Origin of the sequence: Blastococcus aurantiacus (genome assembly GCF_900102425.1) — a bacterium.
In the GTDB taxonomy this organism is placed as follows: domain Bacteria; phylum Actinomycetota; class Actinomycetes; order Mycobacteriales; family Geodermatophilaceae; genus Blastococcus; species Blastococcus aurantiacus.
In genome coordinates this window covers 129,025-143,485 of the sequence record NZ_FNBT01000005.1, presented here as the reverse complement: position 1 = coordinate 143,485, position 14,461 = coordinate 129,025, and the positions used below count along the sequence as shown (strand labels likewise).

Here is a 14,461-nt window from a genome sequence, read left to right as displayed (position 1 = left end):
ACTCCCGGAGACCCGTGCTCGCACTGCTGATCGCCCACCTGGTTGCCGCGGCGGCTGCTCCGCTGCTCGTGCGCTGGTGGGGACGGCAGGCCTTCCTCGTCCTCGCGCTCGTCCCCGCGGCCGGCTTCGCCTGGGTGATGACGCAGGTGGGCACCGTCACCGGCGGCGGCGAGGTCCGGGAGACGACGCCGTGGGTGCCGACCCTGGACCTGGAGCTCGCGTTCCGGCTGGACGCCCTGTCTCTGACGCTGGCCGCGCTGGTCACCGGCGTCGGCGCGCTGGTCCTGCTCTACTGCGCCCGCTACTTCGAGCCCGACGACGAGGGCATCGGCCGCTTCGCCGGCGTCATGACGGCGTTCGCGGGCTCGATGCTCGGCCTGGTGCTCGCCGACGACCTGCTCCTGCTCTACGTGTTCTGGGAGCTGACCACCGTCTTCTCCTACCTGCTCATCGGCGGCTCGGGCGCCCGCCTGGCGGCCCGGCGGGCGGCGAGCCAGGCGCTCATCCTGACCACCGCCGGCGGCCTGGCGATGCTCATCGGGCTGCTCATGATCGGCGAGACCAGCGGCAGCTACCTGCTGTCCGAGGTCGTCGCGAACCCCGGCGACGGGCCGTTCCTGATCGCCGGCACCGTGCTGGTGCTGGTCGGGGCGATCACCAAGTCCGCGCTGATCCCGTTCCACTTCTGGCTGCCCGCCGCGATGGAGGCGCCGACGCCGGTCAGCGCCTACCTGCACGCCGCGGCCATGGTGAAGGCCGGCGTGTACCTGGTGGCGAGGTTCGCCCCCGGGTTCGCCGAGGTGCCCGGGTGGCGGCCGCTCGTGCTGGTGCTGGGGCTGGCCACCATGCTGGTCGGCGGCTACCGGGCGATCCGGCAGAACGACCTCAAGCTGCTGCTGGCCTTCGGCACGGTGAGCCAGCTCGGCTTCCTCGTCGTGCTGGTCGGCGCGGGAAGCCAGGAGATGGCCGCCGCCGGGCTGGCGATGGTGGTCGCGCACGCCCTGTTCAAGTCCACGCTCTTCCTCACCGTCGGCGTCGTCGACCACGCCACCGGCACCCGCGACCTCCGGGTGCTGTCCGGGCTGGGCCGCCGGCTGCCCGTGCTGGCCGTGATCGGCGGGCTCGCCGGCGCCTCCATGGCCGGCGTTCCGCCGCTGCTCGGCTTCGTCGGCAAGGAGGCGGCGTTCACCGCGCTGCTGGACGGCGGGCTGCCCGACCGCACCACCGCGCTGCTGGAGCTGGCCGGGTTGGTGCTGGGCTCAGTGATCACCGCGGCCTACACCTTCCGGTTCCTGTGGGGCGCCTTCACCCGTAAGCCGGGGTGCGCGGACACCGAGCTCGTCCACCCGCCGGCCGCGCTCTTCCTGGCCGCGCCGGCGGTGCTCGCGCTGGCGAGCCTGGTGCTGGGGCCGGCGAGCCCGCTGCTCGAGCCGCTGGCCGCGGGCTACGCCGAGGAGCTGCCGCTGATCGCCCCCGAGGCGGAGAAGCTGGCGCTCTGGCACGGGCTGCAGCCGGCGCTGGCGCTCTCCGCGGTCACCCTGCTCGGTGGCTACGCGGTCTTCGCCCTGCGCGCACCGATCAACCGCTTCCAGCGGCGGGTGGCCGTGGGGGCGTCGGCCGACGAGGGCTACTGGAACACGCTGCAGGGCCTGGACCGCCTGTCGGTCCTGGTCACCGGGACGACGCAGCGCGGCTCGCTGCCGGCCTACCTGGGCACGATCCTGGTCGTCGTCATCGCCCTCCCGGGTTCGGTCCTGCTGTTCCGGGCGCCGTGGCCGGGGGAGTGGCGGGCGTGGGACAGCCCGATCCAGGCGCTCGTCGGGGCGGTGGCCCTCATCGCCGCCGTGCTCGCCCTCCGCATCCGCCAGCGGCTGTCGGCGGTCCTCGTCGTGGGCGTCACCGGCTACGCGTTGGCGGTGCTGTTCGCGCTGCAGGGCGCACCCGACCTCGCGCTCACCCAGTTCCTCGTCGAAACGCTGACCCTCGTCGTCTTCGTGCTGGTCCTGCGCAAGCTGCCCAAGGACATCACCGACCGGCACCGCCCCCGGGAGCGGGCCGGCCGGGGCGTCATCGCGGTCGCCGTCGGCGTGCTCATGGCGGCGGCCGGCGCGGTGGCGATGAGCGCGCGGACCGCGACGCCGGTGTCCGTGGCCTACCCGGACGAGGCGTACCGCTTCGGCGGCGGTCAGAACATCGTCAACGTGACGCTGGTCGACATCCGCGCCTGGGACACCCTGGGCGAGCTGTCCCTGGTGGTCGTCGCCGCCACCGGCGTGGCCAGCCTCGTCTTCCTGCGCCGGCGGACCGGCGCCGTCGACCGCCTGGACCCGGTGCAGCTGGCGCGGCAGGAGCGCTCCTCGCGCCGCGCTCCCCGCGGGCAGTGGCTCTCGGCCACGGCCGCGCTCGCGCCCGAGCGGCGGTCGGTGATCCTCGAGGTGATCACCAGGATCCTGTTCCACACGATCCTGGTGTTCTCGCTGTTTCTCCTGTTCAGCGGGCACAACGAACCGGGCGGCGGCTTCGCCGGCGGTCTGGTCGCCGGGCTCGCGCTGGTGCTGCGCTACCTGGCGGGCGGCCGGTACGAGCTGGGTGAGGCCGCCCCGGTCGATCCCGGCCTGCTCCTGGGAGCGGGACTGCTGTTCGCCGGCGGGACCGGCGTCGTGGGGCTCATGCTGGGGGCCGAGGTGCTCCAGACGGCGATCCTCGAGAACACGTTCCCGGTCCTGGGCGACGTGAAGCTGGTGACCTCGCTGTTCTTCGACATCGGCGTCTACCTGATCGTCGTGGGCCTGGTGCTGGACATCCTGCGCAGCCTGGGCGCCGAGCTCGACCGCCAGGCCGACGAGGACGACCCCATCGACGTGAGCCCCGGAGAGGTGATCGTCCGATGACCCCCACCGTCGTCCTGCCCGTGATCATCGGCGGCCTGTACGCCGCCGGCGTCTACCTGCTGCTGGACCGCAGCCTCACCCGCGTGCTGCTGGGCTTCCTGCTGCTGGGCAACGCCACCAACCTGCTCCTGCTGTCGGCCGGTGGACCCTCCGGGCTGGCCCCGATCCTGGGGTACGCCGAGCCCGGGGAGATGAGCGATCCCCTGCCGCAGGCGCTGATCCTCACCGCGATCGTCATCACCTTCGGGATCGCCTCCTTCCTGCTGGCGCTCATCTACCGCTCCTGGCGCCTGGTGCGGCAGGAGGTGGTCGGAGTCGACGAGGAGGACCGCCGCGTCGCCCGCCGCTCGTCCACCGACGCCGACGAGATCGACCCGGACGACCTGGCGCCCGAGGACCGGCCGGCCATGCACGCCGACTCGATGCCGGCCGAGGACGTGGAGCGCGTCCTGGCCCGGGACTACGCGGGCATCCCGTCCGACGACGTCGACCTGCCCCCGACGCGCGGGGAGCAGCGGTGATCAGCGTCCTCACCCCGCTGCCGGTGCTGCTGCCGCTCCTCGGGGCCGCGGTGGCCCTCCTCGTCGGCGGCCGGCACCCCATGACGCAGCGCGTGCTCAGCATCCTGGTGCTCTCGGCGGTGCTGGTCGTGTCGGTCGCGCTGCTGGTCCTCGCGGACGCCGACGGCGCCGCGGCCGTCTCCGTGGGGGGCTGGCCGGTGCCCCTGGGGATCGTGCTGGTGGTCGACCGGCTGTCGGCCCTGATGCTGGTGGTGGCGGCGACGGTCGCGCTCGGAGTGCTGATCTTCGCGGTCGGGCAGGGCGCTGCCGACGGCGACGAGGAGACGCCGATCTCGATCTTCCACCCGACGTTCCTGGTGCTGATCGCCGGTGTGGCCAACGCCTTCCTGGCCGGTGACCTGTTCAACCTCTACGTCGGCTTCGAGATCCTGCTGACGGCCAGCTACGTGCTCCTGACCCTGGGCGGGTCCGCGCCGCGCATCCGTGCGGGCATCACCTACATCGTGGTCAGCCTGCTCAGCTCGATCCTCTTCCTGGCCGCCATCGCGCTGGTGTACGCCGCGACCGGCACGGTCAACATGGCCCAGCTCGCCGTCCGGCTGCAGGAGCTGCCCGATGGCACCCAGCTGCTGCTGCAGGCGATGCTGCTGATCGCGTTCTGCATCAAGGCCGCGGTGTTCCCGCTGTCGGCCTGGCTGCCCGACAGCTATCCGACGGCGCCGGCGCCGGTCACCGCGGTGTTCGCCGGCCTGCTCACCAAGGTCGGCGTCTACGCGGTCATCCGCACCCAGACGCTGCTGTTCCCCGGCGACGCGTTCGACGACGTCCTCATGTGGGCGGCCCTGGCGACGATGGTCATCGGCATCCTCGGTGCGGTCGCGCAGACCGACATCCGCCGGATCCTGTCCTTCACCCTGGTCAGCCACATCGGCTACATGATCTTCGGCATCTCGCTGGCCTCGCAGGCGGGGCTGGCGGGGGCGATCTTCTACGTCGTCCACCACATCGCGATCCAGACGACGCTCTTCCTCGTCGCCGGGCTCGTCGAGCGCCAGGGCGGCTCCACCTCCGTCGACCGGCTCGGCGGGCTGGCGGTGGGGTCCCCGCTGCTGGCGATCCTGTACTTCGTCCCGGCGATGAACCTCGCGGGCATCCCGCCGTTCTCGGGCTTCATCGGGAAGCTGGGGCTGCTCGAGGCCGGGATCGCGGACGGCGGATGGCTCCCGGTCGTCCTGGTCGGGGGCGGCGCGGTCACCAGCCTGCTGACCCTGCTGGCCATGTCCCGCGTGTGGAACCGCGCCTTCTGGCGCCCCCCGACGCAGGCGCCGGAGGACGACACCGACGATGCCGCCGCGGCGGACGCCGGCCCGGAGATCGTGCCGGCCGCGGTGGCCGCCGACGCACCCGGCGCCGCCGGGACCGATGCGGACGGCGGGGAGACCGACGGGAGTGCGGATGCAGGTCCGGGCCCCGGCGGCTCGTCGGCGTCCTCCGCTCGCGGTGGCCGGCAGGCCGCCCGGCAGGCCGCCTGGAAGCGGCACACCGCGGTCGCGACGGCGTCCACGCCGGCCACCGACGGCCTCGGCGACGAGCCGGAGGGCGGTCGCGAGCGGCCGCTGCAGCCGCTGCCCCGGGTGATGGTCGGGGCAACGGCGGCGATGGTCGTGGTGACCGTGGGTCTCACCGCCGTGGCGGGCCCGCTGTACGCCGTCGCCGACCGCGCGGCCGGCGACCTGCTCGACCGGACGCCCTACATGTCCGCGGTCTTCGGTGAGGAGGACGTGGAGTGAGCGCCGAGCCGACGCCGGTGACCGGGCACCACCTGCGGCACCAGCTGCCGCTGCTGCTGTGGCTCGTGCTGGTGTGGAACCTGCTCTGGGGGACGTGGTCGTGGGCCAACCTGATCAGCGGCGTGCTCGTCGCCCTGGGCGTCACGCTGCTGCTGCCCCTGCCGCCCGTGGTCGGTGGCGCCCGCGTGCGCCCCGTCGCCCTGGTGCGGTTCCTGGTCCACTTCGTCGTCGACCTGGTCAGCTCCGGTGCGCTGGTGGCGTGGCAGACCGTGCGGCCCACCGGCATCGACCGGAGCGCGATCATCACGGTACAGCTGCGCACCGACTCGGACCTGCTGCTGACCATCCTCACCGAGTCGCTGACCCTCGTGCCGGGGTCGATGGTGATCGACCTGGACCGGGAGCACCGGACCATCGCGCTGCACATCCTGCACGTGCGCGACCAGAGCGACGTGGAGCGCCAGCGCGACGCGGTGCTCGCCGAGGAGGAGCGCGTGGTGCGTGCCTTCGGGTCGCCGGACGAGATCGCGTCGCTGGACTCCGCGCCCGGCACCGGCGTCGCGGGCACCGGGAGGAGGACACCGTGACCGTCGTCTACTGGCTGGCCTACGGCCTGCTCGGCGTCGGTGCGCTGCTCGCCCTCGTGCGGCTGGGCATCGGGCCGTCCCTGCTGGACCGGGTGGTGGCCACCGACACGCTGCTGGTGATCATCGCCGCGGGGCTGGCGGTGCACGCCGGCCTGCAGCGGGACCCGACCGTCGTCCCGGTCCTCGTCGTGGTGTCGCTGCTCGCGTTCGTCGGGTCGGTCTCGGTGGCCCGGTACATCGGCGGCATGCTCGTCTCCTCGACCGGTGACGGGCAGGACGTCGGGCTGCCCGAGGCGGGCGAGGAACGCATCGCCCGCAGCCTGGAGGCCGACCGATGAGCGAGGTGCAGACCGCCGCGGACGTCCTCGCCGTGGTGCTGCTGCTGCTCGGGGCGTTCCTCTGCCTGACCGCGGGGCTGGGCCTGGTGCGCTTTCCGGACGTCCTCACCCGGATGCACGCCGGCACGAAGCCGCAGGTGCTCGGGGTCCTGCTGATCATGGTGGGGGCCGCCATCCGGCTGCAGGGGTGGTCGGCGACCTGGATGCTGCTGCTGGTGGCGGTCTTCCAGATGCTGACCGCCCCGGTGAGCGCGCACATGATCAGCCGCGTCGCCTACCGGCGGCGGCACGTCCGCCGTGACCGGTTGTTCGTCGACGAGCTGCGCACCGGCGAGGCCTCCGACCGGCTGTACCGCGGTGACGAGCCGGCCGACGCCCCACCGGAGGAGCCCGCGCGCGCCCTCGTGGAGAGCCGCCGCGAGGACGGGGACCTCGCGCCGGACTGAGCCGGTGGTCCTACCCCTGCGGCGACTGCACCATCCAGCGGTGGCCGAACGGGTCGATGAGCCGTCCGCCCCGGCCGTAGGGCTCGTCGGTGGCCGGACGCTCGACGGTCGCCCCGGCCGCCGCGGCCCGGTCCATGACGGCGTCGACGTCCGGCACGGTCAGGTGCAGCGAGACCGGGGGCTTGGCCTCGCCCGGCCCCTCGAGGCCGTACTCCGGGTAGGCGTCGGCGAGGTACAGGGTGGCGCCGGCCAGCTCGAGCTCGGCGTGGCCGATGCGGTCGCCGTCGACGTAGGGGTCGCCCACGGTGCGGGCGCCGAACGCCTCGGCGTAGAAGTCGATCGCGGCGCGGGCGTCCCGGACGACGAGGTAGGGGATGAGTGCGGGCACGGCGGGGCTCCTGGGTTCGGTGGACGGGGTCTGGAGGAGGGCGCGGCGCAGGCGGTCGCGCAGCGCGGCGGCGTACCCCGGTTCGGGGTCGACGGGGGTCACGGGGCGGGCCAGGGACCGGAAAGCCCTCTCGGGATCGGTCACGGGGCACCTCCCGGCTGCTCGGTGGACTCGTAGAGCCGGCGGAAGGCGGTGCGGGCGCGGACGAGCAGCGCCTCGGTGGCGTGGAGGGTGCGGCCCAGGTGCCCGGCGACCTGGGACACCGGCAGGTCGTCGAGGTAGCGCAGCGTCAGTGCGGCGCGGTGGCCAGGGGAGAGCTGCCCGAGCACCTGCTGGGCGCGCAGGCTGTCGAGCTCGTCGTCCCAGGGGTCCTCGGTGTGCTGGTCGCCGCCGTCAAGGAGCCGCAGCCCCCGCTGCTCGCGCTCCAGGCGCCGCCAGTGGTCGACGAGCTTGTGCCGGGCGGTGCCGATCAGCCAGGGCACGGTGGTGGGGGCGGCGCCGTCGGCCTCGGCGCGGACGGCGGCGAGGAAGGTCTCCGCGGTGAGGTCCTCGGCGAGTGCCCGCTGGCCGCAGCGTGCGAGCAGGTAGCCGTAGACCTCCGGCAGCGCGCGGTCGTAGAGCGACAGCAGCCCGGGATCGGGCGGTGGTGCCACCGCGCGCGATCCCGGGCTGCTCATGTCCCTCCGTCGTCCGGAGGCCGGGTTCTCCGACGCCCTGACGACGAACTTCTCAGCGCTGGGCCCGGTTGACCGCCGAGACGACCGCGCGCAGGGACGCGGTGACGATGTTCGCGTCGATCCCGACGCCCCAGAGGACCCGGTCGCCGACGGCGCACTCGACGTAGGCGGCGGCGCGCGCGTCGCCGCCGGCCGAGAGGGCGTGCTCGGCGTAGTCGAGCACGCGTACGTCGACGTCGACGCTGTGCAGGGCGTCGACGAACGCGGCGATCGGCCCGTTGCCCCGGCCCTCCAGTGTCACCGGGACGCCTGCGTCCACGAGCTCGACGACCATCTCGTCGGACTGGTCCCCGTTCGCGGTGTGCCGGTGCCCGGCCAGGCCGAACCGGCCCCACGGGGCGTCGGGGTCGGGCAGGTACTCGTTGGAGAACGCCGCCCACATCTGCGCGGCGGTGACCTCGCCACCCTCGTCGTCGGTGTGCTGCTGGATGACCGCGCTGAACTCGATCTGCAGCCGGCGGGGCAGGTCGAGGTGGTTCTCGGTCTTCATGATGTAGGCGACGCCGCCCTTGCCGGACTGGCTGTTCACCCGGATGACCGCCTCGTAGCTGCGGCCGACGTCCTTGGGGTCGATCGGCAGGTACGGCACGGCCCACGGCATGCGGTCGATGGTGGTGCCGGCGGCCGCGGCGTCGGCGTCCAGCGCCTTGAAGCCCTTGTTGATCGCGTCCTGGTGGGAGCCGGAGAAGGCGGTGTAGACCAGGTCGCCGCCGTAGGGGTGCCGTTCGTGGACGCCCAGCTGGTTGCAGTACTCGACGGTGCGGCGGATCTCGTCGATGTCGGAGAAGTCGATCTGCGGGTCGATGCCCTGGCTGAACAGGTTGAGGCCCAGCGTGACCAGGTCGACGTTGCCGGTGCGCTCGCCGTTGCCGAACAGGCAGCCCTCGATGCGGTCGGCGCCGGCGCGGTAGCCCAGCTCGGCGGCGGCGACGGCGGTGCCCCGGTCGTTGTGCGGGTGCAGGGACAGGACGACGGAGTCGCGTCGGCCCAGGTTGCGGTGCATCCACTCGATCTGGTCCGCGTAGACGGTCGGCTCGGCCATCTCGACCGTCGCCGGCAGGTTCAGGATCGTCGGCCGGTCGGGGGTGGGCTCCCAGACGTCGGTCACGGCGTCGCAGATCTCGACGGCGAAGTCGAGCTCGGTGCCGGTGAAGGACTCGGGGGAGTACTCGAACCGGATGTCGGTGTCGCCCATCTGCTCGGCGAACTTCCGCACCACGCGGGCCCCGTGCACGGCGATGTCGATGATCCCGGCGCGGTCGGAGTCGAAGACGACGCGGCGCTGCAGGGTGCTGGTGGAGTTGTAGAGGTGCACGATCGCCTGCTTCGCGCCGCGCAGGGACTCGAAGGTGCGCTCGATCAGCTCGTCGCGCGCCTGGGTCAGCACCTGGATGGTGACGTCGTCGGGGACCAGGTCCTCCTCGACGAGCTGGCGGACGAAGTCGAAGTCGGTCTGGCTGGCCGCGGGGAAGCCGACCTCGATCTCCTTGTAGCCCATGTCGACCAGCAGCTGGAACATCCGCCGCTTCCGGTCGGGGGTCATCGGGTCGATCAGGGCCTGGTTGCCGTCGCGCAGGTCGACCGCGCACCAGCGCGGGGCCTGGGTGGTGACCGTGTCCGGCCACGTCCGGTCGGGCAGGACGACCGGGGTGAAGGGCGCGTAGCGGTGGATGGGCATCCGCGAGGGCTGCTGCGGATGGCGGACATGGGGATGGGCGGGGCGCGGGTTCGTGCTCACTGGACAGGGCTCCTCTGGCGCGGGCTGGACTCAGCTCCGGTGGGGCGGTCAGCAGGCGCCGGGAACGCGCTCCGTCATGGAGGGCAGCGTCACGGCAGACACCGCGGCGAGGGGGCCGACCTAGGAGAGGGCCTCGCCGCGGCGGGTAAGCAGGAGGCTGCCGCGCACGCGCCCACGGTAGCAGCGGGTCAGCCCACGTCGCAGCGACACGGGCAGTCGTCGGCATGGACCGGTCGGCCGGACCAGTCCTCGAGCTCGTCGCACGCCGGTGGGCAGCTGCAGGTGAAGGCCTCCGCCGGGCGCCGCTCCCCGGCCGCCACCCGTATGTCCCGCTCGTCCCGGGCACGCTCCCGAGCGGCGTGTCGCCGGGCCGCCGCCCGCTCCTCCGGGGAGTCGCCCGGGTGCGGCAGGAGGTGGTCGGGCCGGCTCCGTGCGTGGGTCTCCGCGGCCTGCCACGGGTCCCGGCGGTCGAACGTGTACGTCGGCTGCCGAAGGCCCGGCCGGTGCTCCCACCGCGACGCGCGCTGCTCGCTGAGCACGGTGTCCAGATGGGCCGGAAATCGCCGCCCACCGCGATCCCGCACGCCGTCCGGGTGCATGCCGTGCACCTCCGCGCCGGCGTCATCGAGCAGTGCGAGCCGCAGTCCGGCGAGGTGCGCCGCCGAGGCGAGCAGCCTGGCGTCGAGCCCCGCTGCCCCTGTCTCGGCCGCGGCTATCGCCGACTTGGACGCACCGATCCCGGCGGCCAGTTCTCGCTGGGAGCAGTCGGCACGCCGGCGGATGCGCCGCACAGCACCGGCGAGGTCGAAGGCGGCGGCGGACACGCGGCCGATCGTCCGTCGACCGGGACGTGCGAGCTCCTCTCGGCGTCCATCTGTGGACAGTCGGCCTCTGCCCACAGTGCGGGGCACAGCGCGAGGAGGGGACGGGACATGTGCCCGTGGACAGTCGGTCTCTGCCCACCGTGCTGGGCAGAGACCGACTGTGCGGGGGCACCTGCCGCCCCGGGGCCCCGCCGCGTTCGCGCTCAGAACTCCTTGCGGATGCGCAGGCGGAGGGGGCGACCGTCCGGGTCCACCAGGAGGCGGTACACCGGGGTGGCCCACAGCCGCGTGAACCGGGACAGCTTCTCGGGCCGGTGCGGGCGGAGGCGGCCGGGTGGGCGGGGTCCGCGCCGGCCACCGTCGTGCCAGTCCGCCAGGGCCTCCGCGCGCGACTCCAACGTCGCCACGAAGCGCCCCGGGTCGACCGCCAGGTGGTCCTCGCTCCCGTCGGGGGCGAGGTCCAGGTGCTCGCGGGCCAGTTCCAGACGCAGGTCCCGGGCGAAGATGCGCGCGCCGTCGCCGGCGCCTCCGGGATCGGTGGGCTCCCGCGGGTCCCGCGCGGTGTCCAGCACGGCGGTGGAGAGCTCGCTGTCGTGCGTCCAGGACCGGCGGTTGAAGTTGTCGCTGCCGATGCTGGCCCACACGTCATCGACGACGCAGACCTTGGCGTGCACGTACACCGGGGTGCCCGCGTGGTTCTCGACGTCGAAGACGTGCACCCGCTCCTCACCCCCGGCCTTCACGCACAGGTCGATCGCCTGCCGGCGGCCGATGTACTGGGGCGTCGCGTTGAACGACCCGCTCTGGTCGGGCAGTCGCGGCACCACGACGACCAGGTGCAGGTCCGGGTTGGCCTCGAGGGCGTCCGCGAACAGCTGCGCCACCTCGGCCGACCACAGGTACTGGTCCTCCAGGTAGATCAGCCGCCGGGCCCGCTTGACCGCCTTCGAGTAGCCGCGGGCGATCGACCGCTCGCCGTCAGGGGCGAAGTCGTACGGCGGCCGGATCTTGGGGTAGCTGCGCAACGTCTGCACCAGGTGCGGGCCGCACGGGGGCGACGCCGGCAGTTCCGGCGGCAGCGGATCGGCGTCGAGCCGCGCCCGCCGGAGCCGGTCGATGACGTACGAGATGGGATTCCCGCTGTCCGGGTTGGTCGGGTCGGCCCACCGCTGGCGGAACACGGTCTCCAGGACGGCGACGGCCGGCCCGCGGATCTCCGCCTGGATGTCGTGCCAGGGAGGGGTCGGGCCGTAGGCATCGGACATGGACACCGCCTGCGGGTCCCCGCCGTGCTCGGCGTCGTCCCGGCGGCTGTGGCACAGGTCGATCCCGCCGGCGAAGGCGACGTCCCGGGACGGGTCCGCCGGGCAGCGGATGACCACGATCTTCTGGTGGTGGCTCCCCGCGCGGCGCACCCGCTGGTCGAGGATGACCTTGCCGCCGTCCTCCTCGATCTCCACGTCCAGGGACCGGTTCTCCTCCGCGCTGAACGACATGGCGTCGGCGTGCGAGCGCCAGACAAGGCCGCGCACGTCCACCCCGCGGTGCGAGGCGGCGCTGAAGAGCTCGTCCACCGTGGGGCCGTCGGGGCGCAGCCGCTCGTCGGGATCGCCCCGCCAGTCGGTGAACCAGACGCGGTCGCCCTCGCCCAGCTTCTCGACCTCCTCGACCAGCCGGTCGAAGTAGGTGACGCCGTGCACCAAGGGGCGGACCAGGTTCCCCTCCGTCCACGCCGGGAGCCCGCTGGCGGGATTGCCGCGCTCCTCCGAGGTCAGCAGCCACTCGCTGGGGTCGTCCACCGGGTGATCCCATACCGCGGGAAAGCCGGACGCAACCGCCGGGTGCGCGGCCCCCGCCGGTAACCTGCTACCCCGTGGCCCTCGTCGTCCAGAAGTACGGCGGCTCCTCCGTCGCCTCCGCAGAGCACATGAAGCGTGTCGCCGAGCGGATCGTCGCCGCCAAGAAGAACGGCGACGACGTCGTCGTCGTGGTCTCCGCCATGGGCGACAGCACCGACGAGCTGCTCGACCTGGCCGGTCAGATCACCGACGAACCGCCCGGTCGCGAGCTCGACATGCTGCTGACCGCGGGCGAGCGGATCTCGATGGCGCTCCTGGCCATCGCCATCTCCACCCACGGCTACGAAGCGCGTTCCTTCACCGGTTCGCAGGCCGGCGTCATCACCACGGGCAGCCACGGCAAGGCCCGGATCATCGACGTCACCCCCGGCCGGCTGCGCTCGGCGCTGGACGAGGGCTCGATCGTGATCGTCGCCGGGTTCCAGGGCGTCAGCCAGGACACCAAGGACATCACCACGCTCGGCCGCGGCGGTTCCGACACCACGGCCGTCGCCGTCGCCGCCGCGCTGAACGCCGACGTCTGCGAGATCTACACCGACGTCGACGGCGTCTTCACCGCCGACCCGCGCATCGTCCCGAACGCCAAGCGGCTCGACACCATCACCTACGAGGAGATGCTCGAGCTGGCCGCGTCCGGGGCCAAGGTGCTCATGCTCCGCTGCGTCGAGTACGCCCGCCGCTACGGCATCCCCGTGCACGTCCGCAGCTCCTACTCACAGCTCCCCGGCACGATCGTGTCCGGCTCGATGGAGGACCTCCCGGTGGAACAGGCGATCATCACGGGCGTCGCGCACGACCGCTCCGAGGGCAAGATCACCGTCTACGGGGTCCCGGACCGGCCGGGGGAGGCCGCGCAGCTCTTCCGCGTCCTGGCCGACGCCGAGATCAACATCGACATGATCGTGCAGAACGTCTCGGCCGAGGCCAGCAAGCTCGCCGACATCTCCTTCACGCTGCCCAAGAGCGACGGCCCGACGGCCCTCGCTGCCCTGGAACGTGTCAAGCACACCGTGGGTTACACCGACGTGAGCTTCGACCAGCACATCGGCAAGGTGTCGCTGGTCGGCGCCGGCATGCGGTCGCACCCGGGCGTCTCGGCCAAGTTCTTCGGCGCCCTCGCCGACGCCGGCGTGAACCTCGAGCTCATCAGCACCTCGGAGATCCGCATCTCCGTGGTCTGCCGCGACACCGACGTCGACATCGCCGTCCGCGCGGTGCACGACGCGTTCGACCTCGGCTCCGACGTCGAGGCTGTCGTCTACGGAGGGACCGGGCGATGAGCTCGTTCAGTGACAGCGGCCTGCGGGTCGGCATCGTCGGCGCGACCGGCCAGGTCGGGGCGGCGATGCGCTCCATCCTCGCCGAGCGGGACTTCCCGCTCCGCGAGCTGCGGTTCTTCGCCTCCGCCCGCTCGGCCGGCAGCACCCTGCCCTGGGGCGACGGCGAGATCACCGTCGAGGACGCCGCCACCGCCGACCCCACGGGTCTGGACGTGGCCCTGTTCTCCGCGGGCGCCACGACCTCCCGCGCGCAGGCCCCCCGCTTCGCCGAGGCCGGCGTCATCGTGATCGACAACAGCTCCGCGTTCCGGCGCGACCCGGAGATCCCGCTGGTCTGCAGCGAGGTCAACCCCGGCGACATCGCGAAGGCCACCGGCCGCATCATCGCCAACCCGAACTGCACCACCATGGCCGCGATGCCGGTACTCAAGCCGCTGCACGACGAGGCCGGCCTGGTCCGCATCGTCGCCAGCACCTACCAGGCCGTCTCCGGCTCGGGCATCGCCGGCGTGCAGGAGCTGCACTCGCAGGCGAAGGCCGTCGTCGACAAGGCCGACGAGCTCGCCTACGACGGGTCCGCCGTGGCCTTCCCCGACCCGGTCAAGTACGTCGCCCCGATCGCGTTCAACGTGCTGCCGATGGCCGGCTCGGTCGTCGACGACGGCACGTTCGAGACCGACGAGGAGCAGAAGCTCCGCAACGAGAGCCGCAAGATCCTCGGGCTCCCCGCCCTGCGGGTGTCGGGCACGTGCGTCCGCGTCCCGGTGTTCACCGGCCACTCGCTGTCGCTCAACGTCGAGTTCGAGCGGCCGATCTCGGTCGAGCGGGCCACCGAGCTGCTCGCGGCGGCGCCCGGCGTGGAGCTCTCCGACGTGCCGACCCCGCTGCAGGCAGCCGGCCGTGACCCCAGCTACGTCGGCCGCATCCGCCAGGACCAGAGCGTCGAGGGCGGCCGCGGGCTGGTGCTGTTCGTCAGCAACGACAACCTGCGCAAGGGCGCTGCCCTCAACACCGTCCAGATCGCCGAGCTCATCGCCGCCTCCCGCTGATCCCGCTTTTCCG

General features: G+C 72.9%; 13 protein-coding genes. 8 read left to right on the top strand and 5 right to left on the bottom strand.

Going from position 1 to position 14,461, the window contains the following annotated elements:
- The first annotated feature begins 14 nt into the window (after positions 1-14).
- The 6 genes from BLS70_RS11650 to mnhG are packed head-to-tail and all read left to right on the top strand — an operon-like array spanning position 15 to position 6,573.
- The gene (locus BLS70_RS11650) at positions 15-2,891 is read left to right on the top strand and encodes a Na+/H+ antiporter subunit A (protein ID WP_091767722.1); all 2,877 of its coding nucleotides are present in this window, start codon (positions 15-17) and stop codon (positions 2,889-2,891) included.
- A complete protein-coding gene (locus tag BLS70_RS11645) occupies positions 2,888-3,412 on the top strand; it encodes a Na(+)/H(+) antiporter subunit C (protein ID WP_091767719.1) in 525 nt (174 codons plus the stop codon). The genes BLS70_RS11650 and BLS70_RS11645 overlap by 4 nt, the downstream gene beginning before the upstream one ends.
- A complete protein-coding gene (locus tag BLS70_RS11640) occupies positions 3,409-5,202 on the top strand; it encodes a Na+/H+ antiporter subunit D (protein WP_091767715.1) in 1,794 nt (597 codons plus the stop codon). Before BLS70_RS11645 ends, BLS70_RS11640 begins: the two co-directional genes overlap by 4 nt.
- Positions 5,199-5,789, top strand: coding sequence for a Na+/H+ antiporter subunit E (locus tag BLS70_RS11635; RefSeq protein WP_255362413.1), 591 nt, complete (start codon positions 5,199-5,201; stop codon positions 5,787-5,789). Before BLS70_RS11640 ends, BLS70_RS11635 begins: the two co-directional genes overlap by 4 nt.
- A complete protein-coding gene (locus BLS70_RS11630; protein ID WP_091767712.1) occupies positions 5,786-6,127 on the top strand; it encodes a monovalent cation/H+ antiporter complex subunit F in 342 nt (113 codons plus the stop codon). The genes BLS70_RS11635 and BLS70_RS11630 overlap by 4 nt, the downstream gene beginning before the upstream one ends.
- Complete coding sequence (gene mnhG, locus BLS70_RS11625; RefSeq protein WP_091767709.1) at positions 6,124-6,573, top strand: monovalent cation/H(+) antiporter subunit G; 450 nt, start codon at positions 6,124-6,126, stop codon at positions 6,571-6,573. Before BLS70_RS11630 ends, mnhG begins: the two co-directional genes overlap by 4 nt.
- Before the next feature lie 10 nt (positions 6,574-6,583).
- On the opposite strand, the gene BLS70_RS11620 is transcribed toward mnhG, so the two are convergent.
- The 5 genes from BLS70_RS11620 to BLS70_RS11600 form a co-directional block, all read right to left on the bottom strand.
- Entirely contained in the window at positions 6,584-7,105 is a 522-nt protein-coding gene (locus BLS70_RS11620; RefSeq protein ID WP_091767706.1) for a VOC family protein, read from the bottom strand.
- Positions 7,102-7,638, bottom strand: coding sequence for an RNA polymerase sigma factor (locus BLS70_RS11615; RefSeq protein WP_091767703.1), 537 nt, complete (start codon positions 7,636-7,638; stop codon positions 7,102-7,104). The genes BLS70_RS11620 and BLS70_RS11615 overlap by 4 nt, the downstream gene beginning before the upstream one ends.
- A 52-nt stretch (positions 7,639-7,690) precedes the next feature.
- Entirely contained in the window at positions 7,691-9,376 is a 1,686-nt protein-coding gene (leuA, locus tag BLS70_RS11610) for a 2-isopropylmalate synthase (RefSeq protein ID WP_091767700.1), read from the bottom strand.
- A 248-nt stretch (positions 9,377-9,624) separates the two neighbouring features.
- Entirely contained in the window at positions 9,625-10,260 is a 636-nt protein-coding gene (locus BLS70_RS11605; protein ID WP_091767697.1) for a hypothetical protein, read from the bottom strand.
- Positions 10,261-10,463: 203 nt separating this feature from the next.
- Positions 10,464-12,059, bottom strand: a complete 1,596-nt coding sequence (locus tag BLS70_RS11600; RefSeq protein WP_091767694.1) for a phospholipase D family protein — start codon at positions 12,057-12,059, stop codon at positions 10,464-10,466.
- Positions 12,060-12,133: 74 nt separating this feature from the next.
- Between BLS70_RS11600 and BLS70_RS11595 the strand changes: the two genes are divergently transcribed.
- Together BLS70_RS11595 and BLS70_RS11590 are read left to right on the top strand one after the other, a co-directional pair.
- Positions 12,134-13,399 carry an aspartate kinase gene (locus BLS70_RS11595; RefSeq protein ID WP_091767691.1) on the top strand — a complete coding sequence of 422 codons (1,266 nt, stop codon included), beginning with the start codon at positions 12,134-12,136 and terminating at the stop codon, positions 13,397-13,399.
- A complete protein-coding gene (locus BLS70_RS11590; RefSeq protein ID WP_091767688.1) occupies positions 13,396-14,448 on the top strand; it encodes an aspartate-semialdehyde dehydrogenase in 1,053 nt (350 codons plus the stop codon). The genes BLS70_RS11595 and BLS70_RS11590 overlap by 4 nt, the downstream gene beginning before the upstream one ends.
- Positions 14,449-14,461 lie beyond the last annotated feature (13 nt).